Origin of the sequence: Thioclava sp. F36-7, assembly GCF_002020075.1 — a bacterium.
GTDB classification, from domain to species: Bacteria; Pseudomonadota; Alphaproteobacteria; order Rhodobacterales; family Rhodobacteraceae; genus Thioclava; species Thioclava sediminum.
Genome location: NZ_MPZR01000003.1, coordinates 112,920 through 139,793 on the forward strand (window position 1 = coordinate 112,920; position 26,874 = coordinate 139,793).

Sequence of the window (26,874 nt, forward strand, 5' to 3'; positions counted from 1 at the left end):
CTAGTCGATCCGGGCGGTGAGGGTTCGACGGGCGATCACCGCGCCGTCGCGGCTGAGCGTGATCTGGCCGTCGTAGCGCCCTTTCGGCCATCCGCCCGGCGGGGCTTTCTTGCCGACATAGCGGAAGAACCGGGCTTTTGACGTGTCGACCTCGCTGGTCGTGTCGATGCTAATCCCGTTCGGGCCGGTGATCTCGAACCCGATCGTGTCCCCAGTTCGCAGGCCGAAGCCGTAGCCCCACAAGACAAGCGCGGGTGCGGTGTCGCTGGGCGGGGACAGGGGGGCGCCAGCCAAGACTGTCTCGAAGCGTGGCGGCGCGGCGCTGAACCCGGCCTCGAGCCAACCGCTCGGCCGATAGGTGATCGGGGCGGTCCAGAGCGTTTGCGTCGCATCGCTGGCGCAGGCGTCCTGCATGTCAGGGTCGAACGGGTCAACTACGGTGTCCTCGTGGCGCAGCGAGAGATGCAGATGCGGGAATTCCGCTTGGCCCGATTGCCCGACGAGGCCGAGCGGTTCGCCGGCTTTTACCCGGTCGCCCCGGTTTACGGAAATGGAGCCTTCGCGCAGGTGGCAATATTGGGTCTGCCAGCCGTGTCCGAGATCGATGACGATCCCGTTTCCGCATTCTTTGCCTGCAGCCGTCTGACCGTCGACATAAGCCCCGTCGGGCTCGCCGTCGCGGGTGGCGATCACCCGGCCCGGGGCGGCGGCGATCACCTGCACGCCCGCCTGCATCTGCGCTTCGGTCAGCAGTGCGAAATCGGTGCCCTTGTGCCCGTCATAGGTCAGCCAGCCGCAGCCCGCATCGCGCGCGCCGGGGCCGGGGTCGCGGTCGACGTAGTTCTGGATGTAGCAGTCTTGGCCAAGCGTGCACTCGACCGGCATCTCCAACTTCGGCGCGTCGGATAGAAAAGTCCCGGCCATGCAGGGCACGGCCGGGACGAGAAGGCTTATCAATACCGCGCGGAGCACGGTCTAGATCATTCGGCGGTCAGCAGGCGCGGCTTGGAGCCGGAGATCCGCTTCTTGCCCGGTTCCTCGACCTTGATGACGATCTTGTCGTCCTTGATCGAGACCTTGGCGACGCCGCCCTTGGTCAGCTTCCCGAAGAGCAGCTCTTCGGCGAGCGGCTTCTTGATATGCTCCTGAATGACCCGGCCCAGCGGACGCGCGCCCATCTTGTCGTCGTAGCCCTTCTCGGCGAGCCAGTTCGCGGCAGCCGGGGTGAGCTCGATATGGACGTTGCGGTCGATCAGCTGCGCTTCGAGTTGCAGCACGAACTTGTCGACCACCTGCAAGATCACCTCGCGCGGCAGCGGCGCGAAGCTGACCACCGCGTCCAGACGGTTGCGGAACTCGGGCGTGAAGGTCCGCTCGATCGCGGCCGTATCCTCGCCCTCGCGCCGATCGCGCCCGAAGCCGATTGCGGTCTTCGCCTGTTCGGCGGCGCCCGCATTCGAGGTCATGATCAGGATCACATTGCGGAAGTCGACGGTCCGGCCGTTATGGTCGGTGAGCTTCCCGTGATCCATCACCTGCAGCAGGATGTTGTAGACGTCCGGGTGGGCCTTTTCGATCTCGTCGAGCAGCAGCACGCAATGCGGGTGCTGGTCGACGCTGTCGGTCAGCATGCCGCCCTGATCGAAGCCGACATAGCCCGGAGGCGCACCGATCAGACGCGAGACGGCGTGTTTCTCCATGTATTCCGACATGTCGAAGCGCATCAGTTCCACGCCGAGCGTATCGGCGAGCTGCTTGGCGACCTCGGTCTTGCCGACGCCGGTCGGACCCGCGAAGAGGTAGTTGCCGATCGGCTTCTCCGGCTCGCGCAGACCCGCACGGGCCAGCTTGATCGCGGAGGAGAGCGTCTCGATCGCCTTGTCCTGACCGAACACGACGCGCTTGAGGGACTTCTCGAGATCCTTGAGCACCTCGGCATCGTCCTTCGAGACCGATTTCGGCGGGATCCGCGCGATCTTGGCGACGACCGCCTCGATCTCTTTCGGGCCGATGGTCTTGCGCCGCTTGCTTTCGGCCACGAGATGCTGGGCCGCGCCCGCCTCGTCGATCACGTCGATCGCCTTGTCGGGCAGCTTGCGGTCATGGACATAGCGCGCCGACAGCTCCACCGCCGTCTTGATGGCGTCATTGGTGTAGCGAATGTCGTGGTGCTTCTCGAAATAGGGCTTCAGACCCATCAGGATTTTGATGGAATCCGGCACCGACGGCTCGTTCACGTCGATCTTCTGGAACCGGCGGCTCAGCGCGCGGTCCTTCTCGAAATGCTGACGGAACTCCTTGTAGGTGGTGGAGCCCATGGTGCGCAGCTTGCCGCCCTGAAGCGCGGGCTTCAGGAGGTTGGACGCGTCCATCGCGCCACCCGAGGTCGCGCCAGCCCCGATCACGGTGTGAATCTCGTCGATGAAGAGGATCGCGTCGGGATGCTCTTCAAGCTCCTTCACCACGGCCTTCAGGCGCTCCTCGAAGTCACCGCGATAGCGGGTGCCCGCGAGCAGGGCGCCCATATCGAGCGAGTAGATCGTCGAATTGGCGAGAATCTCCGGGGTTTCGCCGCGCGTGATCTTCAGCGCGAGGCCTTCCGCGATTGCGGTCTTGCCCACGCCGGGATCGCCCACCAGAAGCGGGTTGTTCTTGCGGCGGCGGCAAAGCACCTGAATGCAGCGCTCCACCTCGTGCTCACGCCCGATCAGCGGGTCGACATCGCCCTTCTCGGATTTCGCATTGAGGTTCACGCAGTATTTCTCGAGCGCGGAATCCTTGGCTTCGGCCTGGGTCGCGCCTTCGGCCTTGGCCTCTTCCTCGGCACCCGACACCGGGCGCGTCTCGCCGAACTCGGGGTCCTTCGCCACGCCATGCGCGATGAAGTTCACCGCGTCGTAGCGGGTCATGTCCTGCTCTTGCAGGAAGTAGGCGGCGTTGCTTTCGCGTTCCGCGAAGATCGCGACGAGCACATTGGCCCCGGTCACTTCCGAGCGGCCCGAGCTTTGGACATGGATGGCTGCGCGCTGGATCACGCGCTGGAAGGCCGCGGTCGGCACGGCTTCCGAACCTTCGATTTCGGTCACGAGGGTGGACAGCTCATCGTCGATGAACTCCACCAAGGTCTGGCGCAATTCGTCGGTGTCGACGGCGCAGGCCTTCATCACTCGCGCGGCGTCCGGCTCGTCGATCAAGGCGAGGAGCAGGTGTTCTAGCGTCGCGAGTTCATGCTTTCGGGCATTGGCGAGCGCCAGCGCCCCGTGGATTGCCTGTTCGAGCGTATTGGAAAACGACGGCATTATCTGCTCCTTTCCTCGGAGGGCGGCGCGGGAGGATACCCAGCCTAGTGTTGCCCTATAAGATTAAAGTTCGGTGGAAATCGCCGCGCTTCAAGTCTTTTCATGCCCAAAATCCGACCAGACTCCGATTCGTGCGGAAAAAACGGTCATTTAACGGGCGCGACGGTGCAGGGATACCGATGAGGCGCGCAATATCTTGGGGGGTTGCGTGTGACCTCTCCCATATGGGGAGGGTTTTCGCGCGTTCAAGCGTATTGCCGGTTACTTGGGCGACTCGCCGCGGCTTTCAGCGGTGTCGTATTGCGTGTCCTCATAGACCGGCGGACGGCGCGCGGTGCTTTGGTGCAATTCCGCCGCCAGTTCGGCCTCTTCAGGGTCAGTGTTGCCCGCGCGCGCAGGCGTGTCGTCACCGCGTGCGGCGGGCGGCGATTTGGATGAGGGCTCCTCAGCGGAGGTATCGTCCTCTTCGTCGTCCTCGACTTCCTCGTCGAGCTCCGCCTCGGTATGGGCCGCGGGCGAATGTTCCAGCAGCAGCGCCATGATGTCGGTCCGGGTCAGGATCCCGACGAGCCGTCCGCTTTCGGTCACCGGCACGACGCGCGCCTCGCGCCGGGCCAGCCGTTCGAGCAATTCGCCCACCGGCGTATCGCCCTCGACCGTCTCGATATCGGTATGGAAGATCGCGCGGACCTCTGCCTCGGGCGGGGCCGCGCGAAAGCGCAAGGGGCGGCGCAGGATGTCGAATTCCTTGAACAGCTCATCGAGCGCGTCGTGCTGATCGACCACGCCCAGATAATAGCCGGAATTATCGACCACCGGCAGCGTGTGCACGTTGAGCGCGGTCATCTTGCGCACGATCTCAGACAGCGGCGCTTCGGGGCTGACGGTGACGGGGTTCTGCGTCATCAGATCGCGGACATGGGTGTCGGCGAGAAGGGACTCGGCGGCGCGGTGTTCGGCCACCGCCATCAGCCGCGCCAGATCGGCCGGGTCCATATTGGCGGATTGGTTGAACTCGACCAGAAGGTTCGACAGGTCGCGCTGGCTCAGCGAGCGGGCCGGGCCGCGCGCGCGTCCGACATGGGCCGGGTGATAGGCGAGCGGGCGCGTCGGGTAGGAAATGCCGAACAGCCGGTTCCAGAGCATCGCGAACCCGATCATCAGCACGGTCATCACCGCGATCGGGAAGATCGCGAAATCGAAGCCGAGCCGACGTCCCGCCTCGTGTTCCAAAACTACCAACAGCGCGATCCCGGCCGCAGGCGGATGCAGCGCGCGCGCCGCCATCATCGCCGCGATCGACCCGCCGACCGCCAGCCCGTCCGCATAGGGCGGCGGCGTCACCATCAGCACCGCGACCGGCACCACGGCGGAGATCATCATCCCCATCATCGCGGACCATGGCTGCGCCAGAGGCGAATTCGGCAAAACGAACAACAGCACCGCCATCGAGGCGAAGCTGGAGACGAGGTAGATCCCGGCCTGTCGCGAATGGGGCAGGGTGGCCACAAGGAAGGTCACGGCGAGGATCGCCACGCCCGCGCCCACCGCGCCGCGCAGAATGTCGACCGCGGGCCTGCGCCCCATGGAGGGACCAAAGCGGCGCAACTGGCGGCGGACATTCTTGGGCAGGTGTGAGATCGGCATCGGTTCGCTGGGGTTAACTTGCGTCAGGTATCGCGCCTGGCACGCGCGGATGCAAGCGCGGGGGGTGACGATGGGCGTCTGACGTCTTGCCTTCACGCGCGGCGCGTCTATGGTCGCACGCGAATTCTCAGGCGGGACGAAAACGGGGAGAGCGCGATGGCCGGACCGATAGACAAGACGTTGCGCGCGGCGAAGACGCACGCGAAAAGCGGAGCCTACGCCGAGGCCGAGGCGCTTTATCGCGAGGTGCTGGCAAGGTTTCCCGGCAACAAGCGAGCGCAGGCCGGGCTGGCCGAGATCGCGCAGTCGCGCGCGACCCGCCCGATGAACCCGCCGCGCCCGGTGATCGATCAGCTCTTCGGGCTGAAGAAGTCGGGCCGCGACCGTGAGGCCGCCGAGGCCGCCGCCCGCGTTCTCAAGCAATTCCCGCGTGCGCCGGTCGCGATGGAGGTCCGTGCAGCGGCGCTCTCGGCTCTGGGCGATCACGAGGGCGCGGCGGCGCTTTATCGCGAACTGGTGGGCATGTTCCCCGACGCGCCCGACGCGCATGGCAGCTACGGCAACGAGTTGATGGCGCTGAACCGCGACGACGAGGCCGTGGCCGAGTTTGAGCGCGTTCTGGAGTTGCGCCCCGGTGACGCGGTTGCGCTAAACAATATCGGCAATGCCAAGCGCCGCGCTGGGGAGCAACAAGAGTCACTCGAGATGTATCGCGCCGCTCACGAGGCCGCGCCCGATTTCGTCGAGGCGGAGCTTAACCTCGCCAACGTTTTGGTCCTGAGCAAGAAGACGCAGGAAGCGGAACGTCATCTGTCCGAAGTGCTCAGGAAATTGCCCGACAATTATAGGGCTCTGAAGACGATGGGCGATGTGCGACATGAGCATGGCGACAAGCCCGGCGCGGTTGACTATTACAATCGCTCGCTTGCGATCAATCCGGATGATGTCGAGACGATCGCCTCCCTGATCATGACGACGCGTATTTCCGAAGGCGACCCTATCGTCGCGCGTCTTGAAGCCCTGCTCGAGGCGCCGGAGCATCACGATAGGCTACGGGTTAAGCTCGAATTCGCGCTCGGAAAAGCCTACGAGGATATCGGCAATACCGAAAAATCTTTTGCTTTCTACGCGCGCGGCAACGCGCGGCGCAAAAATCTGGTGGGCTACACGATTGAGCAGGACGAGACGCTGTTCGCGCAAATCAAGCAGGCCTTCCCGGCTGCGCCCGCCGCGATCTCTGAGGCGCCGCAAGATGGTCCCGCGCCGATCTTCATCGTCGGCCTGCCGCGCTCCGGCACGACCCTGACCGAACAGATTGTGAGCGCTCATCCGATGGTCGCGCCGGGCGGTGAAATGACTGAACTGGGCGGTGCGATGTCCAGACTTGACTGGACGAACTCTGAGGACTTCCGTGCAAAGGCGGACGAAATCCGCGCAGAATATCGTGAGGCGCTGCGCGCGCATGCCAACGGCGCGCCCTTCGTGACCGACAAGATGCCACTAAACTTCCGCTGGGTCGGACCAATTCGCGCGCTATTCCCTGACGCCAAGATCGTTCATCTGCAACGCGACCCGCGCGCCGTGATCTGGTCGATCTACCGGTTGAATTTCGCGTCCGACGGCAATGCCTACGCCCATAGCCTCGACGATCTCGTGGACTATCGGGCACTGCATCAGGACCTTTCCGCGCATTGGAAAACGCTCTTCGGCGAGACGATCTACGATCTGAACTACGAACAGCTCGTGGAGAACCCGGAGACGGAAATCCGCGCGCTGATCGATTATCTCGAATTGCCCTTCGACGAGGCTTGCCTGCGTCCGCAGGACAACAAGCGCATCGCGCGCACCGCCTCGCGCGATCAGGTGGTCAAGCCGATCTACAAGGGCAGCTCGCAGGCTTGGGAGAAATACGCGCCCTATCTGGAGTCGGCGTTCGCGAAGCTCGATTGAGCCGTGGGGTTGCGCCTTCCGGGAGGCTCACTAAATTGTGAGTGTCCTTAGGTAAGCCTCCCCCGATTCCCGAGCGGTCTCGTTTTCTTTCCTTAGGTGCCCCTTGCGAGTGCGCTGCGGTAGGTCCTCTGCCGTGCTCGTGATGGCGTGGCGCTCGCGATGTTCGGGTGGGCGATTTTGCGAGTGAATGCCAATGGCCGTGTCCGTCGAGAAGATGCTGCTTGCTGCGCGTGGTCACGCGAAGCGCGGGGAAATTGCGCAGGCCGAGGCGCTTTACCGCGAAGTGCTCGGGCGCTTTCCCGGCAACAAGCGCGCGAAAGCGGGGCTTGAGGCGCTGGAGCAGGCCAGTAAGGCGAGACCCGCTGCGGGGCCGCCGCGCGCGCTGGTTCAGCAGTTGATGGGGCTGATGCAGACTGGGCGCAATCGCGAGCTGGTCGACCAGGCGAACCGCGCGCTGCGGATCCATCCTGACACCATACTGTTGCTCGAATTCCGCGCGGCGGGGCAGGGGGCGCTGGGGGACCACGCCGGGGCGGCCGGGACCTATCGCCGCCTGATCGCCTTGCGTCCTGATCACGCCGACACGCACGGCAATCTGGGCAATGAGCTGATGGAACTGGGCGAGCACGAACAGGCAATCGCCGAGTTCGAGCGCGTGTTGGCGCTGCGTCCGGGCGATCCGGTCGCGCTGAACAATGAGGGGAATGCTCTGCTCGCGCTCGGGCGGCATACCGAAGCGCGCAAATGCTTCGAGGCCGCGGTGGAAGCGACCTCGAGCGATGTGAATATACTCAACAATCTCGGCAATCTGATGCGGTCACAGGGCGATTTCGCCGAGGCGCGAGCCCGCTTGGAAAAGGGCCTGTCGATCGATCCGAGCCATGTTTTTGCGCTGAACAATCTTGGCAATATACTGCTTGCCGAAGGCGACATGGTCGGGGCGCAGGTGCGGTTCGAGGCGGCGCTGGCCGCTGACCCGAGGTATGCCGAGGCCTGGTGGAACCTCTCGCGCCTGCATCGTTTCGCGCCAGATGATCCGCTGCTTTCACAACTCGAAACGCAGGTCGCGGCGGAAGGCCATTCGGAGCATGATCAGATGTTGCTCGAATTTGCTCTCGCTAAGGCGCTGCATGATGTGGGCAGCACGGACCGGGCCTTTGAGCTCTGGCGTTCGGCCAATGCAAGCCGCAAAGTAGAGCTAGGCTACGGTATCGCGCAGGATCGCAAGCTCTTTTCGCAGCTGCGCAGGCGTTTTGACACGCCCCACCCGCCGATCCCCGAGACCGAGGCTGACCGGGCTGCTCCGGTGCCGATCTTCCTGCTGGGCCTGCCGCGTTCGGGCACGACGCTGGTCGAGCAGATCGTCACCCAGCACAGTCAGGTCGCGCCCGGTGATGAAATCGCCACGCTCGATCGCGAGATGAGCGCGCTCGACTGGAGCGACCCGGAGGCCCTGACCCGGGAGGCGGGGCGCATCCGCGCCGCCTATTACGAGACGCTCGCCGGGCTGGCCGAAGGCAAGCCCTTCGTGACCGACAAGATGCCGCTCAATTTCCGCTGGATCGGCGCGATCCGGGCGCTGTTTCCGCGCGCGCTGATCGTCCATGTCCATCGTGATCCGCGCGCGACGCTCTGGTCGATCTATCGCAACTTCTTTTCCAGCGCGGGGAATGGCTACGCGCATGATCTCGACGATCTCGTAGCCTATCACGGGCTCTATCGCGATCTGATGGCGCATTGGGCGGTGCAGCCCGGCACGATTGTCGATTGCGACTACGAGGCGCTGACGGAAGACCCTGAGGCGCGCAGCCGTGCGTTGATCGAGGCGCTCGGGCTGCCTTGGGAGGATGCCTGCCTGCGCCCTCAGGACAACGCCCGCACGGTCGCGACCACGTCGAACACGCAGGTGCGCAAGCCGATCTACAAAGGCAGCTCGCAGGACTGGGAGAAATACGCGCCCCATCTCGAGGGGGCTTTCGCGAAGCTCGCCTGAGCGCGGGCTTGCGGCGCGCAGGCGCCGCTTTAATCTGCACGGACCACTGAGAAAGCCCTCCGATGCCCGACCTGTCCCATCTCCTCGCTTTCGGTGCCGTGGCGCTTGCCATGGTGCTGAGCCCCGGTCCGAACATGATCTATCTGGTCTCGCGCACGATCTGTCAGGGGCGCGGCGCGGGTCTGGTCTCACTGGGTGGGGTGGCGCTGGGTTTTGTCTTCTACATGCTCTGTGCGGCCTTCGGGATCACTGCGATCGTGCTCGCCGTGCCTTATGCCTATGACGCGCTGCGGATGGCCGGGGCGCTCTATCTGCTTTGGCTGGCATGGCAGGCGGTGCGGCCGGGCGGGCGCTCGGCCTTCGAGACCCGCGATCTGCCGGTCGACGGGCCGCGCAAGCTGTTCGCGATGGGCTTCGTCACCAACCTCCTCAATCCGAAGATCGCGGTGATGTATCTTTCGCTGCTGCCGCAATTCATCGACCCCGCGGCGGGATCGGTGCTGGCGCAGTCACTGGCGCTGGGCGCGGTGCAGATCGTCATCTCGGTGGGCGTAAATGCTGCAATCGTGATGGGCGCCGGCGCATTGGCGCAATTCCTCGCGACGCGTCCGCTCTGGATGCGGGTGCAGCGCTGGGCGATGGGGACGGTGCTCGCCGCGCTGGCGCTGAGCGTGCTGCGCGACGCGCGACGGTGAGGCTCAGAACCGGTCCTTGCGGGCGCGGGCTTCGGTGAAGACTTCGACGGGCGTCGCGCTTTCGGGCAGGCCGAGCGCCGCGCGCAGTTTCGGATCGTCGCCGCGCAGAAACGGGTTGGTGGCCTTTTCCAGTGCGAGTTCTACCGGAACGGTGGGCCGGGCTTGCGCGCGGGTCGCGCGAACGTCCTCCATCCGGTCCAGCAGATTCGGGTTCTCCGGCTCGATCGACAGCGCAAAGCGGCCATTCGCCTCGGTATATTCGTGCCCCGAACAGACCAGCGTATCGTCGGGCAGCTCGCAGAACGCGGCGAGCGTGTCATACATCTGCTGCGCCGAACCCTCGAAGAGACGCCCGCAGCCCCAGCTCATCAGGCTGTCGCCGGAAAACAGCAGACCACCTTCGGGGAAGTAATAGGCGATATGGCCGACCGTATGCCCATCGGCGGGCAGAACCTCGACATGCTCCATCCCGATCGCGAGCTTTTCGCCGGGCGAAACCTCCTGATCGAGCTTGGGAAGGCGATGCGCATCCGCCTTGGCCCCGACGATTTTGGCCCCCGTCGCCGCCGACAGCGCCTGAACGCCATCGATGTGATCGGCGTGATGATGCGTCAGCAGGATCAGATTCGCTTTCCAGCCCCGTTCGTTCAGCGCCTTGAGAATGGGCGGCGCTTCGGGAACGTCGATCACGGTGGTTGTGTCCGTCGCCGCCTCGTGCACGACATAAGCATAGTTGTCGGCGAGACAGGGAATGATGAGAAGCTCAACGGCCATGGTGTTTTCTACCGCTTTGATTATCTTGCAACATAGGTAAGCCGAAGGAAGCGAAAGGCGCAATGCATCTCGACGTACTCGACCTGCGGAATTTCTACTACCGGACCCAGCTAGGCCGTGCGGCGCAGCGGGCAATCCGGGATCGCGTTGTTTCGATGTGGCCCGCGACGGGGCCGCAGATGACGGGGCAGACAGTGGCGGGCTACGGCTTCGCTGTGCCGCTGCTGCGCCCGTACCTCGAGCCTGCGCGCCGGGTGATCGGGCTGATGCCGGCCGAGCAGGGCGTGATGCCGTGGCCTGCGGGGATGCCCAATGTCTCGGTCCTGTGCGACGAGGCACGCTGGCCGCTCGAGACGGGCCGGGTGGATCGGTTGATCGTGATCCATGGGCTCGAGACCTCCGACAATTCCGAGGCCTTGATGCAGGAATGCTGGCGGGTGCTGGGGCCGGGGGGCAGGGCGCTGTTCATCGTGCCGAACCGCGCCGGGCTCTGGGCGCCGCGCGAAACCACGCCCTTCGGTTTCGGCAAGCCCTACACGCTGGGACAGCTCGACCAGCTCGCACGGCGGTCCGGCTTCGTGCCCGAGCGCCATACCGGCGCGCTCTACATCCCGCCGAGCCATCGCCGCTTCTGGCTGCGCTCGGCCGCGATGTGGGAACGGCTGGGCACCAAGGCAGCGGGCGTGCTGGCGGCGGGCGTGGTGATGCTCGAAGTCTCCAAGCAGGTCCATGCGCGCCATGATTCCGGCCTCGGCGCGCGGGTCCGCAAACCGCTGTCGATTCTCGAAGGGGCGGTAAAACCGGCGACGGACCCGGCCTGACAGGGAGTTAATGCCTCCCGCGGGAAAAACAGTCGAGACGCAACAATCACGTTCGCGTACCGCCCGTCGCGCAACTCTCATGTGTTCCGTCGCGGGAGGCGGATAATTATCGAACTGCCAACGCGTATTGAGGTGAATCACCCCCGCGCGGCGTTCCGTGACCAACCGGTCCAAATTCCTGTTAGCGCCCACAAAATCCTCCCCTCCCTGTCACCTTCCCGCGACGAAGGGCAGATTGGAGGCCTTCTGCTCACATTCTCGTGCTCAAGATGGTTGCGAGGGGGGGATTGCTCTGCTAGTGACCTCCCCGATAAGCGGCGCGGAGGGCATGTCTCAAGCGCGCCGGGGGAGCGCCCCAAGGCCTGTTCCGGGTCGGGGCAAAACGCATCGGAAGGGTGGACGTGTCCGAACCAGCTTCGATTTCCGCAAGCATCGCCGGCCGCTATGCGCTGGCCATTTTTGAACTCTCGCGCGAAGCAAATGCCCTCGCCGCGCTCGAAGCCGATGTCTCCGCGCTGTCGGAGGCGCTGGCTGGCTCTGACGAGCTGCGTGAGGTGATTGCATCGCCGGTCTACACGCGCGACCAGCAGGCAGCCGCAATCGGCGCTCTGGCAGGCAAGATGGGCCTGTCGGACCCGATGAAGAACGGCCTGCAGCTGATGGGCGCCAAGCGTCGTCTCTTCGTGCTGCCGCAGCTGCTCAAGGCGCTGTCGGACCTGATCGCGGACGAGAAGGGCGAAGTGACCGCAGATGTCACCTCGGCCAGCAAGCTCAGCGCCGCACAGGCCAAGAAGCTCGCCGAAGTGCTGAAAAACCAGACGGGCAAGACCGTCAAACTGAACACCGCCGTCGATGAAAGCCTCATCGGTGGCATGATCGTAAAGCTGGGCTCGCGCATGGTCGACACGTCGATCCGTTCGAAGCTCGCTTCTCTCAAGAACGCCATGAAAGAGGTCGGATAAATGGGCATCCAAGCAGCTGAGATTTCTGCGATCCTCAAGGAGCAGATCAAGAATTTCGGGCAGGACGCCCAAGTGGCCGAAGTCGGTCGCGTGCTGTCGGTTGGCGACGGTATCGCGCGCGTCTACGGGCTCGACAACGTCCAGGCCGGTGAGATGGTTGAATTCCCCGGTGGTATCCGCGGGATGGCACTGAACCTCGAGACCGACAACGTCGGTGTCGTGATCTTCGGTTCGGACCAAGACATTAAAGAAGGCGACACCGTCAAGCGCACGAACTCCATCGTGGACGTGCCGGTCGGTGAAGCGCTGCTCGGCCGCGTGGTCGACGGTCTCGGCAACGCGCTCGACGGCAAAGGCGCCATCGAAGCGAAAGAGCGTCGCGTCGCCGACGTGAAAGCTCCGGGCATCATCCCGCGTAAATCGGTTCACGAGCCGATGGCGACCGGCCTCAAGTCGGTTGACGCTATGATCCCGATCGGCCGTGGCCAGCGCGAGCTGATCATTGGCGACCGTCAGACCGGTAAGACCGCAATCGCGCTCGACACCATTCTGAACCAGAAGTCGTATAACGACGCTGATCCGTCCAACAAGCTGCACTGCTTCTACGTCGCGATCGGCCAGAAGCGCTCGACCGTGGCGCAGCTGGTGAAGAAGCTCGAAGAGACCGGTGCGATCGAATACACCACCGTGATCGCCGCGACCGCGTCGGACCCCGCGCCGATGCAGTACCTCGCGCCCTACACCGCGACCGCGATGGCGGAATACTTCCGCGACAACGGCATGCACGCGCTGATCATCTATGATGACCTCTCGAAGCAGGCTGTCGCTTATCGTCAGATGTCGCTGCTTCTGCGTCGCCCGCCGGGCCGCGAAGCCTACCCGGGCGACGTGTTCTACCTGCACTCCCGCCTGCTGGAGCGTTCGGCGAAGCTGAACGAAGACTTCGGCGCCGGTTCGCTGACCGCTCTGCCGGTCATCGAAACCCAGGGCGGCGACGTGTCGGCCTTCATCCCGACCAACGTGATCTCGATCACCGACGGTCAGATCTTCCTCGAGACGGAACTGTTCTACCAAGGTATCCGTCCCGCCGTGAACACCGGTCTGTCGGTGTCGCGCGTTGGCTCGTCGGCTCAGACGAACTCGATGAAGACCGTGGCAGGCCCGGTTAAGCTGGAACTGGCACAGTATCGCGAAATGGCGGCCTTCGCTCAGTTCGGCTCGGATCTCGACGCCGCTACTCAGAAGCTGCTGAACCGTGGTGCGCGCCTGACCGAGCTGATGAAACAGCCGCAGTATTCGCCGCTCACCAACGCGGAAATCGTGGCCGTCATCTTCGCCGGCACCAACGGCTTCCTCGATAGCATCCCGGTTTCCGAGGTCGGCAAGTTCGAACAGGGTCTTCTGGATTACCTGCGCAACTCGCGCACGGACATCCTCGACTGGCTCACGAACGAGGATCCGAAGATCAAGGGTGACGCGGCCGACAAGCTGAAAGCCGCTATCGACGAATTCGCCAAGACCTACGCGTGATTGGCCTGAAAGGACAGGGACATGCCCAGCCTTAAGGACCTTAAAAACCGGATCGGAAGCGTCAAGAACACGCGGAAGATCACCAAGGCGATGCAAATGGTCGCCGCCGCGAAACTCCGCCGCGCCCAAGAGGCGGCGGAGGCCGCGCGCCCCTATGCCGAACGGATGCATGCCGTGATGGCCGGGCTCGCGGGCTCGGTGCAGGGATCGGACAATGCGCCGCGCCTGCTCTCGGGGACCGGCTCGGACAAGGTGCAGCTTCTGGTGGTCATGACCGCCGAACGCGGCCTGTGCGGTGGCTTCAACGCCAATATTGCGAAGCTCGCGCGCCAGACGGCTGACAAGCTGCTGGCCGAGGGCAAAGAGGTGAAGATTCTCACCGTCGGCAAGAAAGGCCGCGATGCGCTGCGCCGTGAATACGGCGAGTACTTCATCGGCCACGTCGATCTGAGCGACGTCAAGCGCCTGAGCTATGACGACGCGCAGAAGATCGCCCGCGACCTGATCGGTCGCTTCGACAATGGCGAGTTCGACGTCGCGACGATCTTCTTCTCGATCTTCGAGAGCGTGATCGCGCAGCGCCCGACCGCGAAGCAGATCATCCCCGCTTCCTATGAACCGGAAGAGGGCGAAGAAACGCCGAGCGTCAATTACGACTACGAACCCAGCGAGACGCAAATCCTCGAGGATCTGCTGCCGCGCGGGGTCGCCACGCAGATCTTCACGGCTCTGCTGGAAAACGGTGCCTCGGAACAAGGTGCGCGGATGTCTGCGATGGACTCTGCGACGCGCAATGCGGGCGATATGATCGACAAGCTGACGATCGAATACAACCGCACGCGCCAGGCCGCGATCACCAAGGAACTCATCGAAATCATTTCGGGCGCCGAGGCGCTCTGACGGAACCGGAGAAAGACAGACATGGCAAGCAATGGTAAAGTGACCCAGGTCATCGGCGCCGTCGTCGACGTGCAGTTCGACGGCGAGCTGCCTGCGATCCTCAACGCGCTGGAAACCGAGAACAACGGCAAGCGCCTCGTTCTCGAAGTGGCTCAGCACCTCGGCGAAAACTCGGTGCGCACCATCGCAATGGACGCGACCGAAGGTCTCGTGCGCGGCGCCGAAGTGAAAGACACCGGCAAGCCGATCTCGGTGCCGGTCGGCAACGCCACCCTCGGCCGCATCCTGAACGTGATCGGCGAGCCCGTGGACGAGAAGGGCCCCGTGGAATCGGACGAGACCCGCGCCATCCACCAGCCCGCGCCGAACTTCGAGAGCCAGGCGACCGCTTCGGAAATCCTCGTGACCGGCATCAAGGTCATCGACCTGCTCGCACCTTACTCCAAGGGTGGTAAGATCGGCCTGTTCGGCGGCGCTGGCGTCGGCAAGACCGTTCTGATCATGGAGCTGATCAACAACATCGCGAAGGTGCACTCGGGCTACTCCGTGTTCGCCGGCGTGGGCGAGCGGACCCGTGAAGGGAACGACCTCTACCACGAGATGATCGAATCCAACGTCATCAAGCCCGACGATCTGTCGAGCTCGCAGGTGGCTCTGGTCTACGGCCAGATGAACGAGCCTCCGGGTGCGCGTGCGCGTGTCGCTCTGACCGGTCTGACCCTGGCAGAGCAGTTCCGCGACCAGTCGGGTACCGACGTTCTGTTCTTCGTGGACAACATCTTCCGCTTCACGCAGGCAGGTTCCGAGGTGTCGGCACTTCTGGGCCGTATCCCCTCGGCAGTGGGCTACCAGCCGACGCTGGCCACCGACATGGGCGCGATGCAGGAACGCATCACCTCGACGAAAGCTGGCTCGATCACCTCGATCCAGGCCGTCTACGTGCCCGCGGATGACCTTACCGACCCGGCTCCGGCCACCACCTTCGCCCACCTTGACGCCACGACCGTTCTGTCGCGTGCGATCTCGGAACTCGGCATCTACCCGGCTGTGGACCCGCTGGACTCGTCCTCGCGTATCCTCGATCCGGGCATCGTCGGCGAAGAGCACTACAAGGTCGCCCGTCAGGTGCAGGAGATCCTCCAGCGCTACAAGGCTCTGCAGGACATCATCGCCATCCTCGGCATGGACGAACTGTCCGAAGAGGATAAGCTGACCGTGGCACGTGCCCGTAAGATCCAGCGTTTCCTCTCGCAGCCCTTCGACGTTGCGAAAGTGTTCACCGGTTCGGACGGCGTTCAGGTTCCGCTCGAAGACACCATCGAGTCGTTCAAGGCGGTTGTTGCAGGCGAATACGATCACCTGCCCGAAGCAGCCTTCTACATGGTTGGCGGCATCGAGGACGTGAAAGCGAAAGCCGAGAAACTCGCCGCTGCGGCGTAAGGAGGCATTATGGCCGACACGATGCAATTCGATCTCGTTGCGCCCGAGCGCAAGCTGGCCTCGGAAGAGGCGGCGGTCGAGGTCATGGTGCCTGGTGCGGATGGTGACCTCACGGTCATGCCCGGCCACGCGCCGATGCTGACCACGCTGCGTCCCGGCAAGCTGACGATGGTGACGCGGTCGGAAACCCAGAGCTACGCGGTGACGGGTGGCTTCGCCGAGATCACCCCCGAGGGGATCACGGTTCTGGCCGAGCGTTCGCTGCCCGCGGAAGAGTTCACCAAGGAGGTCCACGATCGCCTGATCGAGGAAGCCCGCCGCGTCCATGACGAGGCGCATCCTTCGGTGGCCGACATGACCGCGAAGCTGCTGGCTGACATGGAGGCCCTTGGCTCGCATATGCTGAGCTGAGACCTCTCGCGAAAAGATTTAAGAAGCCCCGGATTTTCCGGGGCTTTTTATTGTCCGCAGTTGCGGTAAGCTCTGCCTCAGGTTGAAAGAAAGAGGCCCTCTCGCGATGATCACGATCGAAAGCCACCGTCTGGGGATGCAACGCGGCTCGCTCGTGCTGTTCTCCGACTATCAGGATGGCGGCGCCATGTGGACGGGCGAGGGCCCGCGCGAGCTGCGCAAGAAGGTTGCCTTCCCGGAAGCTTTCCGCGCGACGCCGATGGTACAGGTCTCGTTGTCGATGTGGGACGTGGACAGTAAGCACAATTCGCGGATGGACATCTCCAGCGACGGCGTCACGCCTGAGGGCTTCGTGATCGTCTTCCGTACCTGGGGCGACAGTCGTGTGGCGCGGGTGCGCGCGGATTGGCTGGCACTGGGCGGCGTCTCGCATGAGGACGACTGGGACATCGACTGATCTGCACCGACAGATCCCATGAAAAAACGCCCCGTCCATCGGCGGGGCGTTTTCCTATCTGTGGGGTAGGGCGGTTCGCAAATCGCCCCGCCGAAAGATCAGTCGAGCGCCTTGAAGTTCAGCGCCGCGCCTTCGTCCTTGATGCCCGAGAACCAGCGCGCCGTAACGGTCTTGGTCTTGGTGTAGAAGCGGAAGGCGTCGGGACCGTACTGGTTGAGGTCGCCGAAGGCCGACTTTTTCCAGCCGCCGAAGGTGTAGTAGCTCAGCGGAACGGGGATCGGGAAGTTGATGCCGACCATGCCGACATTGACGTTCGCCGCGAAGTCGCGTGCCACATCGCCATCGGCGGTGTAGATCGCGGTGCCGTTGCCGTAGGGGCTGTCGATGACCAGATCGAGCGCTTCGTCATAGGACTTCGTGCGCACCATCGACAGGACCGGGCCAAAGATTTCCTCTTTGTAGATGTCCATGTCGGGAGTGACGTTGTCGAAGAGCGACGGGCCGACAAAGAAGCCGTCCTCATAGCCCTGCAGCGAGAAGTCGCGGCCGTCGACGACAAGGTTCGCACCCTGATCGACACCCGAATTGATGAGCGACTTGATCCGCTCCTGCGCCTGCTTGGTGATGACGGGGCCGTAATCCACGTCGTCGCCGCCGGTATAGGGGCCGACTTTCAGCTTCTCGATCTTCGGAACGAGACGCTCAACGAGCGCATCCGCCGTGCCGTCGCCTACCGGAACCGCAACCGAGATCGCCATGCAGCGCTCGCCAGCGGCGCCGTAGCCCGCGCCGATCAGCGCGTCGGCAGCCTTGTCCATGTCCGCGTCGGGCATGATGATCATGTGGTTCTTCGCACCGCCGAAGCACTGCGCGCGCTTGCCGTTGGTGGCCGCACGACCGTAGATGTATTGCGCGATCGGCGTCGAACCCACGAAGCCCACGCCTTGGATCGTTTCGTGATCGAGGATCGTGTCCACGGCTTCCTTGTCGCCGTTGACGACCTGCAGAACGCCATCGGGAAGACCGGCTTCCTGCGCGAGTTCCGCGAGCATGATCGCGGTGGTCGGCACGCGCTCGGACGGCTTGAGGATCATCGCGTTACCGGCCGAAAGCGCCGGGCCCATTTTCCACAGCGGGATCATGGCGGGGAAGTTGAACGGCGTGATGCCGGCCACGACGCCCAGCGGCTGACGCATCGAGTAGAGGTCGATACCGGGGCCAGCGTCGCCCGTGTATTCGCCCTTGAGCATCGCCGGCGCGCCCATGCAGACCTCGATCACTTCGAGGCCACGCTGCACGTCGCCCTTCGCGTCGGGGATGGTCTTGCCGTGCTCTTTCGACAGAGCCTCGGCGAGTTTTTCCATGTCGCGTTCGATCAGCTGACCGAATTTCATCATCACGCGGGCGCGGCGCTGCGGGTTGACCTTCTGCCATTCCAGCTGCGCTTTCGCGGCGTCCGCGATTGCGGCATCCAGCTCGGCCGGGGTGGCCAGCGCGACCTTGGCGATCTGCTCGCCGGTGGCGGGGTTGAAGACTTCGCCGAAGCGGCCCGAAGTGCCCGCAACGCGCTTGCCGTTGATCCAGTGACCGATTTCTTCCATGAGACGCTCCTCCTACAGATAATCTTGGCTTGGGCGCACTCTAGCCTTGCGAAATTGAGCATAAAAGAGGAAGTAGTTCAAAAGCGTTTTGCATTTTTGCAAAGAGGGACGCGATATGGACTGGGACGACCTGCGGATTTTCCTTGCCGTCGCACGGGCCGAGAGCCTGTCGGGCGCCGGGCGGCGTTTGAAGCTGGACGCGGCCACGGTAGGGCGGCGCATCGCGCGGCTCGAAGAGGGGGTGGGGGCGAAGCTTTTCGTGAAATCGCCGCAGGGCTATGCGCTCTCCGAGTCGGGCGACCGGCTCCTGCCGCATGCCGAAGCGGCGGAGCAGGTCTTCGCGGGCGCCGATGAAGAGCTCTCCGGCATCGCGGGCCAGTTGACGGGGCAGTTGCGGATCGGCGCGCCCGATGGCTGCGCGAATTATCTTCTGCCGCAGGTCTGCGCGAAGATCGCAGAAGACAATCCCGGGCTGGAGATTCAGGTCGTCGCCCTGCCGCGGGTCTTCAATCTCTCGAAGCGCGAGGCGGATATGGCGATCGCAGTGTCGCGCCCGACGGCGGGCCGCCTGACCGTGCAGAAGCTGAGCGACTATCACCTCAGCCTCGCCGCCCATCGCGACTATCTCGCGAAGGCGCCGCCGATCACCTGCAAGGAGGATCTGCGCCATCACCGGATGATCGGTTACATCCCCGACATGATCTTCGACAAGGAGCTGGATTACTTCGCCGAGACCGAAGCCGAGGTGATGGGGCTCGCGTCGAATTCAGCCGCCGTGCAGACCCGGATGATCGAGGCGGGCGCGGGCGTGGGCATTGTCCATGACTTCGCGATCCCCTTCGCCCCCGGCGTGCAGCGTGTGCTGGGCGACGAGATCCGGCTCAACCGCGCCTTCTGGTTGATCCGCCACGCCGATGACCGCCGATCCGAGCGTCTGACCCGCTTCGCCGAAGCGCTGGGGCAGGGGCTTCGCGACGAGGTTGCGCGGCTCGAACACGCTGCGGTTGAAACATAACTGGCGGCCCCGTGAACCGCAAAGCCGTTGACAAATCTATGAAAGCAGTGGGACGCTTGGGTTTAGACGACGTTTTTCAAGGAGACGCCGATGCAGGTTATGCAGATTCTCAAGAACAAGGGCGAGATGGAAGTTTTCACCGTCGCCCCCGACATGAAGCTGAGCGAGGTGATTGCCACGCTTTCTTCGAAACGCATCGGTGCGGTGATCGTCTCGCAAGACGGGGAAACCGTTGACGGGATCGTCTCGGAACGCGACGTCGTGCGTGAAATCGCCCGGCGCGGTGCGGATTGCCTGGTGATGACCGCCAGTGATGTCATGACCCGCGACGTCAAGCATTGCGCGCCGATGGACAGCACCGAAGAGGTGATGAGCCTGATGACCGAGGGCCGCTTCCGGCACATGCCCGTGCGCGAGAACGGCAAGATGGTCGGCGTGATCTCGATCGGGGACGTGGTCAAGGCGCGTCTGAACGAGCTCCATATGGAGAAAGAGTCGCTTCAGGGCATGATCATGGGCAACTGATGCCGCATTGCGGCACCTTCCCGCTTGCATTTAGCCACGCAATATAGTTGCGTGCGCTGAGCTTTTTGGCGGGCGACGAGGGAGGATGCTATGCGGATCGGTCTTTACCCCGGAACTTTCGATCCGGTCACGCTGGGCCACCTCGATATCATCGAGCGCGCGATGGCTCTGGTGGATCGGCTCGTGATCGGGGTCGCGATCAACCGGGACAAGGGGCCGCTTTTCTCGCTCGAGGAACGCGTCGCCATGCTTCAGGACGAATGCGCGAAAATCACCGACCGTCGCGGCGGCGAGATCGTCGTCCATCCTTTCGAAAATCTGCTGATCGACTGCGCCAAGGATGTCGGCGCGAGCGTGATCGTGCGCGGCCTGCGCGCGGTGGCCGATTTCGAATATGAATTCCAGATGGTCGGGATGAACCGCGCGCTCGACGCCTCGGTCGAGACGGTGTTCCTGATGGCCGATGCACGGCGGCAGGCGATCGCCTCGAAGCTGGTGAAGGAAATCGCCCGGCTCGACGGGGATGTCTCGAAATTCGTCACCCCCGCCGTGCGCGATGCCTTGGTCAAGGCTTACGCAAACCGCTGATCAGCCGTTCGAGGCGGCGTTGCCTGACGTGCCGCTCTGCTGCGATTTCTGCTTCATCTGAGTGCTGCCGCTCGCATTTTCCGAGGATTTCGTGGCGTTCCCCGCCTGCTGCGGCAGGTTGTCGAGCCCCCATTGGTCGATCACCACCGAATCCTCGACGCCTTTCAGCGCAAGGTTCGCCTCGTAGTAATTGCCCGATTTGATGAGCTTGGAGGCGTCCTGCAGATGGGCGAGCGACGCTTTCGCGGGCACCATCGCCGCCGAAATCGACACGTCGATATCGTTGTCCTTCAGCGTTTTGGCGGCGGCTTTTGCGTTCCCCTGCGCCATCTGCTGATTGGCCTTGCCGACCGCTTTCTGGTTATCCGGCGTCACCGTGAAGCTTTCGCCAAGCGCAATGGAGCTGTCGAAGGGCAGGTAGGTCACGCCTTTCTTGCCCGCTTTCGAGGGCACGCCCCATTTGCTCTCGGCCTTCTCGGCGGATTGCATTTTCGCGGTGGCGTCCTTGGTCATCTTGGTCGCCATGTCGGTATTGCCGTCGAAGATCGCCAGACGCGCCGCGCGCACCTCGCGCATCGCGGTGTAGGCGTCATTGACCGTGGTCAGCAAGTCCTTGTCGGTCGAGCTTGCCGTGGTCTGCGAGACGGCGTCATTGTCTTGGCTCTGCGCGCTCTGCATTGTGGTGCCGCTTGAATTGCTGTTGGAACTCGTGGTGGCGGCATTGGCCATCTCAAAGCTCGCGGGGCCCGCGATCAGCGCGGAGGAGAGGGCGAGGGCGAGGAATTTCTTGCTGCGTTCCATGGGATATTCCCTTTCGTGACGGGGTTCAGCTAAGGCGGAGGCACCGAGGTGGCGCGCTCCATGGCCCCAAAACGTCCCGGATTTCAAAGGGTTCTATCACCATGCATCAAGGCTCGCGGCGCGGGTGAGAGGGCGCGTGCATGCTCTGCGAGCCGTGTGTGAGGGGTGAACGAAAAAGGGCGGCCCAAGATGGACCGCCCCTTCGTCATGTTCGCAATGTCCGGGGCGGTGCCCCGATCACGCTCAGATCAGCTTGCCCATCGCGACGGCAGTGTCCGCCATGCGGTTCGAGAAGCCCCATTCATTGTCGTACCAGCTCAGGATACGGACCATGCGGCCTTCCATGACCTTGGTCTGATCCATGTGGAAGATCGACGAATGCGGGTCGTGGTTGAAGTCGCTCGAGACGTTGGGCTTGTCGGTATAGCCGAGGATGCCTTTCATCGGGCCGTCAGCGGCGGCCTTGATCGCGGCATTGACCTCTTCGACGCTGGTGTCCTTGCCGGCCTCGAAGACCAGATCGACGACCGAGACATTCGGGGTCGGCACGCGGATCGCGACGCCATCGAGCTTGCCGTTGAGTTCCGGCAGCACCAGACCCACGGCTTTCGCAGCGCCGGTCGAGGTCGGGATCATCGACAGCGCGGCCGCACGGGCGCGGTAGAGATCCTTGTGCATCGTGTCCAGCGTCGGCTGGTCGCCGGTGTAGCTGTGGATCGTGGTCATGAAGCCCTTCTCGATCCCGATCGCGTCGTTCAGCGCCTTGGCGACGGGGGAGAGGCAGTTCGTGGTGCACGATGCGTTCGACACGACGAGGTCGTCCGCGGTCAGCGCACCGTCGTTCACACCGAAGACGATCGTCTTGTCGGCGCCGCTGGCGGGGGCCGAGACCAGAACGCGCTTCGAGCCGTTCTCGAGGTGGAAGGCTGCCTTGTCGCGCGCGGTGAAGATGCCGGTGCATTCCAGCGCGACATCGACATCGCCCCAGGGCAGTTCTTTCGGGTCACGGATTGCGGTGACCTTGATCTTGCCGCGGCCGGCATCGATCCAGTCTTCGCCGGTCGTGACCTCATGGGGGAATTTGCCGTGCACGGAGTCGAATTGCAGCAGATGCGCGTTCGTCTCGACCGGGCCGAGATCGTTGATCGCGATCACTTCGATGTCGGTGCGCCCCGACTCGATGATCCCGCGCAGCACGTTGCGGCCGATGCGACCGAACCCGTTGATGGCAACTTTAACCGTCATATCCGTCTCCTCTGGCTGGCTGCCCGGCAGGGAGTTGCACGGGCAGGTCTTCCGTTAACGCTAACAAGCGCGTTCAGCGCCAAAGGTCAACGGGGTGCAGCCCGATGCTAGCGCCAGAAAGCGACATATTGAACGAGATCGGCAGTTTTTTTCGCCAGAAACAGCAGGATGCGGCCGTCATCGGCAAACACATCCGCCAAAATGAGCAAAATGAGGAGGGCCCCAAGCCAGAGCGCGATCCGATTGGTCATCTATCCCCTTCGCGCGCCCTTGTTTGGCGCGTCAGTGCACGTGTCGCCCCATCGCCCCGGCCACATCGGCCATGCGGCAGGAGAACCCCCATTCGTTATCGTACCAGGCCAGAACGCGGACAAGCTTGCCCACGACCTTGGTCTGGTCCGGCGCGAAGATAGAGGATTGCTGCGTGTGGTTGAAGTCGATCGAGACTTTCGGTTCGGGGTCGTAGCCCAGCACCATGCCCATGTAGCCAGCGGCGGCCTCGCGGACGATCTCGTTCACCTCGTCGCGGGTGACGGTCTTGCGCGCCTCGAAGGTCAGATCGACCGCGGAAACATTGGGGGTCGGGACGCGCAGCGCGGTGCCGTCGAGGCGGCCTTGCAGTTCGGGCAGCACCTCGCCGAGGGCTTTCGCGGCGCCGGTGGAGGTCGGGATCATCGCCATCGCGGCGGCGCGGGCGCGGTAGAGATCCTTGTGGCGGCGGTCGAGCGTGGGCTGATCGCCGGTATAGGAATGGATCGTCGTCATCACGCCCGATTCGATGCCGATCGTGTCGTTGAGCACCTTGGCGAGCGGCGCGAGGCAGTTCGTGGTGCAGGACCCGTTCGAGACGACGTGATGCGCCTGTGTCAGTTCTCGATGGTTCACGCCGTAAACCACGGTCTTGTCGACATCGGTGGCGGGAGCGGAGACCAGAACCCGCTTCGCGCCGCGGCCCAGATGGACGGCGGCCTTGTCGCGGGCGTTGAACTTGCCGGTGCATTCAAGGACGACATCGACGCCGTCCCAGTCGAGCTCTTCCGGGTCATAAGTCGACATCACGTCGATCGGGCCGCGCCCGAGGTCGAGCGTGTTGCCCGCGACCTTCACCTGCCCGCCGAAGCGGCCGTGGACGGAGTCATATTTCAGAAGATGCGCATTGGTCTCGATCGGGCCGGTGGCGTTGATCTTGACGACCTGCACGTCATTGCGCGCGGCTTCCGCGATGTGCGCGAGCGTGCAGCGCCCGATGCGGCCGAAGCCGTTGATCCCGATGGTGACGGTCATGATGATCTCTCCGAAGCGCGTGATTTCGGCGCTGGATACCATTGCATGCAATTCGGGAAAAGGTTTTGAAACAGTATGTTAGCGTAAACACGCGGTGTTTGCGATAACATTGCGGGGCAGGGTGCGGCTTTGGCGCGAAGAGTGGCGCCAAACGGGGCGCGGCGACAGAATCTTTCGCTCAATCGTCGTCCTCCGCGACGAGGAAGATCTCTCCCGCGGCTTCCATCTCGCGGATTGCGGCGACGACCGCGCTCATCGCCTCTTCGGCGTCTTTCTCTTTCACCTTTCCCAGATTCGCCATCTCGTCGCGCAAGCTTTGCGCCATGCGCTGGGACATGTTGGTGAGGATGAACTCCGCCGCGGGCTGCAACGGGCCGGTCGCCCCGGCAAGCGCGACGGTCAGCTGCGCCTGGTCGACCACGCGCAGCACTTTCGGGATGTCGCGTGTATCGATGCGGGCGGGGATATTGGCGAAGGTGAAGATCGCCTTCTTCACCTCGTCGGCGAAGGTCTTGTCCTCTTCCTCCAGCCCCTTGAGCACCGCGTCGCGGGTGGCGGAGGCCGAGTAGTTCAAGATCGCGCCCACCCGCTCCACCGGCCCGGAATCGAAGGCTTTGGGCGGGGTGGCATCCAGTTGCGCTGCGAGCGCCTGCCCGATCCGCAGCACGGTTTCGGGCGCGACATTGCCGGTCAGCGAGACCGCATAGGCAATCCGCCGCGCCTTCTCTCCGGGCAGCAGCCCGAGCAGTTCGGCAGATTTCGCGACCGACAGCTTCGACAGCATCACTGCGCCTACTTCGACGCTTTCGCCTTCCAGCACGGGCAGAAGCACCTCTGCGGTGAGCCCCGCGATCCGCTCCCACGGGTCGGCGCGCGATGAGCTGGAGGCCAGCCTGCGCAACCGGTTCGAGGCCGAAGGCGAGAGCTGCCCGTCGAGCAGTGACAGCGCGCCTTCCAGCCCGCCGGGAAAGGCGATGCCCACAGCTTCAAGTTCTTCACAGAACTCTTCCACCACGCTCGCGATGGTAGCGCGGTCGACCAGACGCAGCTGTGCCACAGCCTCGGTCAGTTCGGTCTGGTGATCGTCGCTCAGCTCCGTCAGCGGCAGTTTCAGCCCTTCGGAGGCGAGCAGCCGCACGATGATCGCAGCTTTCTGGCGCCGCGTAAGCGGTCCCGGCCGGGCGGATTTGTCGCCAGCCGAGTCGGACCCGGCCATATGACCGAGCGCCATGGGCGCGATCGCATTCACCGCGAGAACCTCCGTGCTGGGCATCGGCCGCGCGGGCGGCCAATGCGGTTTCGCGGTCAGCTTTGCACGGAGGCCGTTAAGACGGGATTACCGTCTCAGCGGTCAGCTGGACTGCAGGACGCAGGCACTCGCGTCCTTGTCCCAGACCTGGCCCTGCGGGCAGGACATGGAAGCCTGATGGCCGCTAAAGCACTCGGCCGACGCGGCCAGAGGAGCGAGGATCAGCACGGCGGCTGCAAGGATGGTTCGGGTCATCTGCAATCTCCCTTTGCTAGATGCCCCAGCGTAAGCCCGAATCGCACGCGCCGCCTATAGTCGGCTGACATAGGCGGCGCGGAACGGGCTTGTTTCTCGATTATTCGCCGAAAACGCGGGCGAAAATCGTGTCGACATGCTTGGTATGGTAGCCCATGTCGAACTTCTCGTTGATGCCGTCGACGCCGAGAGCGGCCACGACATCCTTGTCGGCGAGCAGCTGTTCGCGGAAATCGACGCGGTCTTCCCAGACCTTGAGCGCGTTGCGCTGCACCATCGCATAGGCGTCTTCGCGCGACACGCCGGCTTGCGTCAGCGCCAGCAGAACGCGCTGGCTCATCACCAGACCGGGGAACTTGTTCATATTCGCGAGCATGTTCTCGGGGTAGATGATCATCTTGTCGACGACGCCTGCCAGACGGTTCAGCGCGAAATCGAGCGTCACGGTCGCGTCGGGGCCGATGCCACGCTCGACCGAGCTGTGCGAGATGTCACGCTCGTGCCAGAGTGCCACGTTCTCCATCGCCGGGATCACGGTCATCCGCACGAGGCGGGCGAGGCCGGTGAGGTTCTCGGTCAGGACGGGGTTCTTCTTGTGCGGCATCGCCGAAGAGCCTTTCTGGCCCATCGAGAAGAATTCCGCACCTTCGAGCACTTCGGTGCGCTGCATGTGGCGGATCTCGATCGCGACGTTTTCAATCGACGAGGCGATGACGCCGAGCGTGGCGAAGAACATCGCATGGCGGTCGCGCGGGATCACCTGCGTCGAGATCGGCTCCGGCTTGAGGCCGAGCATCTTGCAGACATGCTCTTCCACGCGCGGGTCGATATTGGCGAAGGTGCCGACAGCGCCCGAGATCGCGCCGGTCGCGACTTCTTCCTTGGCGGCCTGCAGGCGCGCCTTGTTGCGGTCCATCTCGGCGTAGAAGCGCGCGAAGGTCAGGCCCATGGTCGTGGGCTCGGCATGGATGCCGTGCGAGCGGCCCACGCGAACCGTGTCCTTATGCTCGTAGGCGCGCTTCTTCAGCGCCGCCAGAACCTTGTCGAGATCGGTCAGCAGGATGTCGGCGGCGCGCACCAGCTGCACGTTGAGGCAGGTGTCGAGCACATCCGACGAGGTCATGCCCTGATGGACGAAACGGGCCTCTTCCGAGCCAACATGCTCGGCAAGGTGTGTCAGGAAGGCGATCACGTCATGCTTGGTGACGGCTTCGATCTCGTCGATACGGTCGACGTCGAACTCGACATCCTTGGCCTTCCAGACGGCCTCGGCATTCTCTTTCGGGATCACGCCCAGCTCGGCCTGAGCATCGCAGGCATGCGCCTCGATCTCGTACCAGATTTTGAACTTGGTGGCGGGTTCCCAGATGTCGACCATCTCTTTGCGGGCATAACGCGGGATCATCGGCGGCCTCTTGATTGCGTGTGGTTG

25 protein-coding genes are annotated in these 26,874 nt (G+C 63.7%); 13 read left to right on the top strand and 12 right to left on the bottom strand.

What is annotated here, in order from left to right; all coding sequences use genetic code 11:
- From BMI89_RS06355 to BMI89_RS06365, 3 genes are all read right to left on the bottom strand, one after another.
- Nucleotides 1-885 carry a M23 family metallopeptidase gene (locus BMI89_RS06355; RefSeq protein ID WP_246831975.1) on the bottom strand — a complete coding sequence of 295 codons (885 nt, stop codon included), beginning with the start codon at nt 883-885 and terminating at the stop codon, nt 1-3.
- A gap of 95 nt (nt 886-980) precedes the next feature.
- Nucleotides 981-3,299 (bottom strand): ATP-dependent Clp protease ATP-binding subunit ClpA, encoded by a 2,319-nt coding sequence (gene clpA, locus BMI89_RS06360; protein WP_078519409.1) that lies wholly within the window; start codon nt 3,297-3,299, stop codon nt 981-983.
- Nucleotides 3,300-3,560: 261 nt separating this feature from the next.
- Nucleotides 3,561-4,946, bottom strand: coding sequence for an HPP family protein (locus tag BMI89_RS06365; RefSeq protein ID WP_078570265.1), 1,386 nt, complete (start codon nt 4,944-4,946; stop codon nt 3,561-3,563).
- Nucleotides 4,947-5,102: 156 nt separating this feature from the next.
- On the opposite strand from BMI89_RS06365, the gene BMI89_RS06370 reads away from it, so the two are divergent.
- The 3 genes from BMI89_RS06370 (at nt 5,103) to BMI89_RS06380 (ending at nt 9,584) form a co-directional block, all read left to right on the top strand.
- Complete coding sequence (locus BMI89_RS06370; RefSeq protein ID WP_078570266.1) at nt 5,103-6,896, top strand: sulfotransferase; 1,794 nt, start codon at nt 5,103-5,105, stop codon at nt 6,894-6,896.
- Nucleotides 6,897-7,089: 193 nt separating this feature from the next.
- Nucleotides 7,090-8,889, top strand: a complete 1,800-nt coding sequence (locus BMI89_RS06375; protein ID WP_168176776.1) for a tetratricopeptide repeat-containing sulfotransferase family protein — start codon at nt 7,090-7,092, stop codon at nt 8,887-8,889.
- Between the two features lie 62 nt (nt 8,890-8,951).
- Nucleotides 8,952-9,584, top strand: a complete 633-nt coding sequence (locus tag BMI89_RS06380; protein WP_078570268.1) for a LysE family translocator — start codon at nt 8,952-8,954, stop codon at nt 9,582-9,584.
- A gap of 3 nt (nt 9,585-9,587) precedes the next feature.
- Here the strand turns inward: BMI89_RS06380 and gloB are convergent, their stop codons facing one another.
- A complete protein-coding gene (gene gloB, locus BMI89_RS06385; protein ID WP_078570269.1) occupies nt 9,588-10,358 on the bottom strand; it encodes a hydroxyacylglutathione hydrolase in 771 nt (256 codons plus the stop codon).
- Between the two features lie 62 nt (nt 10,359-10,420).
- Here gloB and BMI89_RS06390 point away from each other — a divergent pair, with 62 nt between their 5' ends.
- The 7 genes from BMI89_RS06390 (at nt 10,421) to BMI89_RS06420 (ending at nt 16,879) form a co-directional block, all read left to right on the top strand.
- Nucleotides 10,421-11,179: a methyltransferase domain-containing protein gene (locus tag BMI89_RS06390; protein ID WP_078570270.1), complete on the top strand. Its 759-nt coding sequence runs from the start codon at nt 10,421-10,423 to the stop codon at nt 11,177-11,179.
- 401 nt (nt 11,180-11,580) lie between these two features.
- Nucleotides 11,581-12,141, top strand: a complete 561-nt coding sequence (locus tag BMI89_RS06395; protein WP_078519403.1) for a F0F1 ATP synthase subunit delta — start codon at nt 11,581-11,583, stop codon at nt 12,139-12,141.
- Nucleotides 12,142-13,671 carry a F0F1 ATP synthase subunit alpha gene (gene atpA, locus BMI89_RS06400; protein WP_078570271.1) on the top strand — a complete coding sequence of 510 codons (1,530 nt, stop codon included), beginning with the start codon at nt 12,142-12,144 and terminating at the stop codon, nt 13,669-13,671.
- 21 nt (nt 13,672-13,692) lie between these two features.
- Nucleotides 13,693-14,571 carry a F0F1 ATP synthase subunit gamma gene (locus BMI89_RS06405; RefSeq protein WP_078570272.1) on the top strand — a complete coding sequence of 293 codons (879 nt, stop codon included), beginning with the start codon at nt 13,693-13,695 and terminating at the stop codon, nt 14,569-14,571.
- A gap of 21 nt (nt 14,572-14,592) precedes the next feature.
- Complete coding sequence (gene atpD, locus BMI89_RS06410) at nt 14,593-16,011, top strand: F0F1 ATP synthase subunit beta (protein ID WP_078570273.1); 1,419 nt, start codon at nt 14,593-14,595, stop codon at nt 16,009-16,011.
- 9 nt (nt 16,012-16,020) lie between these two features.
- Complete coding sequence (locus BMI89_RS06415) at nt 16,021-16,422, top strand: F0F1 ATP synthase subunit epsilon (protein WP_078519400.1); 402 nt, start codon at nt 16,021-16,023, stop codon at nt 16,420-16,422.
- Between the two features lie 106 nt (nt 16,423-16,528).
- Nucleotides 16,529-16,879 (top strand): H-type lectin domain-containing protein, encoded by a 351-nt coding sequence (locus BMI89_RS06420; RefSeq protein ID WP_078539504.1) that lies wholly within the window; start codon nt 16,529-16,531, stop codon nt 16,877-16,879.
- Between the two features lie 98 nt (nt 16,880-16,977).
- Here BMI89_RS06420 and BMI89_RS06425 read toward each other — a convergent pair whose 3' ends face one another.
- Entirely contained in the window at nt 16,978-18,480 is a 1,503-nt protein-coding gene (locus BMI89_RS06425; RefSeq protein WP_078570274.1) for a CoA-acylating methylmalonate-semialdehyde dehydrogenase, read from the bottom strand.
- A gap of 115 nt (nt 18,481-18,595) precedes the next feature.
- On the opposite strand from BMI89_RS06425, the gene BMI89_RS06430 reads away from it, so the two are divergent.
- The 3 genes from BMI89_RS06430 to coaD all read left to right on the top strand — a co-directional run bounded on the left by BMI89_RS06430 (nt 18,596) and on the right by coaD (nt 20,608).
- A complete protein-coding gene (locus BMI89_RS06430) occupies nt 18,596-19,495 on the top strand; it encodes a LysR family transcriptional regulator (RefSeq protein ID WP_078570275.1) in 900 nt (299 codons plus the stop codon).
- Between the two features lie 90 nt (nt 19,496-19,585).
- Nucleotides 19,586-20,020 carry a CBS domain-containing protein gene (locus BMI89_RS06435; RefSeq protein WP_078539502.1) on the top strand — a complete coding sequence of 145 codons (435 nt, stop codon included), beginning with the start codon at nt 19,586-19,588 and terminating at the stop codon, nt 20,018-20,020.
- Between the two features lie 90 nt (nt 20,021-20,110).
- Nucleotides 20,111-20,608, top strand: a complete 498-nt coding sequence (gene coaD, locus BMI89_RS06440) for a pantetheine-phosphate adenylyltransferase (RefSeq protein WP_078519395.1) — start codon at nt 20,111-20,113, stop codon at nt 20,606-20,608.
- Here coaD and BMI89_RS06445 read toward each other — a convergent pair whose 3' ends face one another.
- The 7 genes from BMI89_RS06445 to purB form a co-directional block, all read right to left on the bottom strand.
- On the bottom strand, nt 20,609-21,409 hold the full coding sequence (locus BMI89_RS06445; RefSeq protein ID WP_078570276.1) for a YfdX family protein: 801 nt from the start codon (nt 21,407-21,409) through the stop codon (nt 20,609-20,611).
- Between the two features lie 243 nt (nt 21,410-21,652).
- On the bottom strand, nt 21,653-22,654 hold the full coding sequence (gene gap / locus BMI89_RS06450) for a type I glyceraldehyde-3-phosphate dehydrogenase (RefSeq protein WP_078570277.1): 1,002 nt from the start codon (nt 22,652-22,654) through the stop codon (nt 21,653-21,655).
- Between the two features lie 107 nt (nt 22,655-22,761).
- Nucleotides 22,762-22,905: a glyceraldehyde-3-phosphate dehydrogenase gene (locus BMI89_RS06455; protein ID WP_078546665.1), complete on the bottom strand. Its 144-nt coding sequence runs from the start codon at nt 22,903-22,905 to the stop codon at nt 22,762-22,764.
- Between the two features lie 31 nt (nt 22,906-22,936).
- Nucleotides 22,937-23,938 (bottom strand): type I glyceraldehyde-3-phosphate dehydrogenase, encoded by a 1,002-nt coding sequence (gene gap, locus BMI89_RS06460; protein ID WP_078570496.1) that lies wholly within the window; start codon nt 23,936-23,938, stop codon nt 22,937-22,939.
- A 178-nt stretch (nt 23,939-24,116) separates the two neighbouring features.
- Entirely contained in the window at nt 24,117-25,154 is a 1,038-nt protein-coding gene (locus BMI89_RS06465) for a FliG C-terminal domain-containing protein (protein ID WP_078570497.1), read from the bottom strand.
- A 135-nt stretch (nt 25,155-25,289) separates the two neighbouring features.
- On the bottom strand, nt 25,290-25,442 hold the full coding sequence (locus tag BMI89_RS20560) for a chitin-binding domain-containing protein (RefSeq protein WP_098410593.1): 153 nt from the start codon (nt 25,440-25,442) through the stop codon (nt 25,290-25,292).
- Between the two features lie 100 nt (nt 25,443-25,542).
- On the bottom strand, nt 25,543-26,847 hold the full coding sequence (gene purB / locus BMI89_RS06470) for an adenylosuccinate lyase (protein ID WP_078539499.1): 1,305 nt from the start codon (nt 26,845-26,847) through the stop codon (nt 25,543-25,545).
- Between the last annotated feature and the right edge of the window lie 27 nt (nt 26,848-26,874).

Excerpts from the sequence above, each read along its gene's own strand:
- BMI89_RS06355 (WP_246831975.1), bottom strand. The coding sequence starts at position 885 with ATGCCGGTCGAGTGCACGCTTGGCCAAGACTGCTACATCCAGAACTAC.
- clpA (WP_078519409.1), bottom strand. The coding sequence starts at position 3,299 with ATGCCGTCGTTTTCCAATACGCTCGAACAGGCAATCCACGGGGCGCTG.
- BMI89_RS06365 (WP_078570265.1), bottom strand. The coding sequence starts at position 4,946 with ATGCCGATCTCACACCTGCCCAAGAATGTCCGCCGCCAGTTGCGCCGC.
- BMI89_RS06370 (WP_078570266.1), top strand. The coding sequence starts at position 5,103 with ATGGCCGGACCGATAGACAAGACGTTGCGCGCGGCGAAGACGCACGCG.
- BMI89_RS06375 (WP_168176776.1), top strand. The coding sequence starts at position 7,090 with ATGGCCGTGTCCGTCGAGAAGATGCTGCTTGCTGCGCGTGGTCACGCG.
- BMI89_RS06380 (WP_078570268.1), top strand. The coding sequence starts at position 8,952 with ATGCCCGACCTGTCCCATCTCCTCGCTTTCGGTGCCGTGGCGCTTGCC.
- gloB (WP_078570269.1), bottom strand. The coding sequence starts at position 10,358 with ATGGCCGTTGAGCTTCTCATCATTCCCTGTCTCGCCGACAACTATGCT.
- BMI89_RS06390 (WP_078570270.1), top strand. The coding sequence starts at position 10,421 with ATGCATCTCGACGTACTCGACCTGCGGAATTTCTACTACCGGACCCAG.
- atpA (WP_078570271.1), top strand. The coding sequence starts at position 12,142 with ATGGGCATCCAAGCAGCTGAGATTTCTGCGATCCTCAAGGAGCAGATC.
- BMI89_RS06405 (WP_078570272.1), top strand. The coding sequence starts at position 13,693 with ATGCCCAGCCTTAAGGACCTTAAAAACCGGATCGGAAGCGTCAAGAAC.
- atpD (WP_078570273.1), top strand. The coding sequence starts at position 14,593 with ATGGCAAGCAATGGTAAAGTGACCCAGGTCATCGGCGCCGTCGTCGAC.
- BMI89_RS06415 (WP_078519400.1), top strand. The coding sequence starts at position 16,021 with ATGGCCGACACGATGCAATTCGATCTCGTTGCGCCCGAGCGCAAGCTG.
- BMI89_RS06420 (WP_078539504.1), top strand. The coding sequence starts at position 16,529 with ATGATCACGATCGAAAGCCACCGTCTGGGGATGCAACGCGGCTCGCTC.
- BMI89_RS06425 (WP_078570274.1), bottom strand. The coding sequence starts at position 18,480 with ATGGAAGAAATCGGTCACTGGATCAACGGCAAGCGCGTTGCGGGCACT.
- BMI89_RS06430 (WP_078570275.1), top strand. The coding sequence starts at position 18,596 with ATGGACTGGGACGACCTGCGGATTTTCCTTGCCGTCGCACGGGCCGAG.
- BMI89_RS06435 (WP_078539502.1), top strand. The coding sequence starts at position 19,586 with ATGCAGGTTATGCAGATTCTCAAGAACAAGGGCGAGATGGAAGTTTTC.
- coaD (WP_078519395.1), top strand. The coding sequence starts at position 20,111 with ATGCGGATCGGTCTTTACCCCGGAACTTTCGATCCGGTCACGCTGGGC.
- BMI89_RS06445 (WP_078570276.1), bottom strand. The coding sequence starts at position 21,409 with ATGGAACGCAGCAAGAAATTCCTCGCCCTCGCCCTCTCCTCCGCGCTG.
- gap (WP_078570277.1), bottom strand. The coding sequence starts at position 22,654 with ATGACGGTTAAAGTTGCCATCAACGGGTTCGGTCGCATCGGCCGCAAC.
- BMI89_RS06455 (WP_078546665.1), bottom strand. The coding sequence starts at position 22,905 with ATGACCAATCGGATCGCGCTCTGGCTTGGGGCCCTCCTCATTTTGCTC.
- gap (WP_078570496.1), bottom strand. The coding sequence starts at position 23,938 with ATGACCGTCACCATCGGGATCAACGGCTTCGGCCGCATCGGGCGCTGC.
- BMI89_RS06465 (WP_078570497.1), bottom strand. The coding sequence starts at position 25,154 with ATGGCCGGGTCCGACTCGGCTGGCGACAAATCCGCCCGGCCGGGACCG.
- BMI89_RS20560 (WP_098410593.1), bottom strand. The coding sequence starts at position 25,442 with ATGACCCGAACCATCCTTGCAGCCGCCGTGCTGATCCTCGCTCCTCTG.
- purB (WP_078539499.1), bottom strand. The coding sequence starts at position 26,847 with ATGATCCCGCGTTATGCCCGCAAAGAGATGGTCGACATCTGGGAACCC.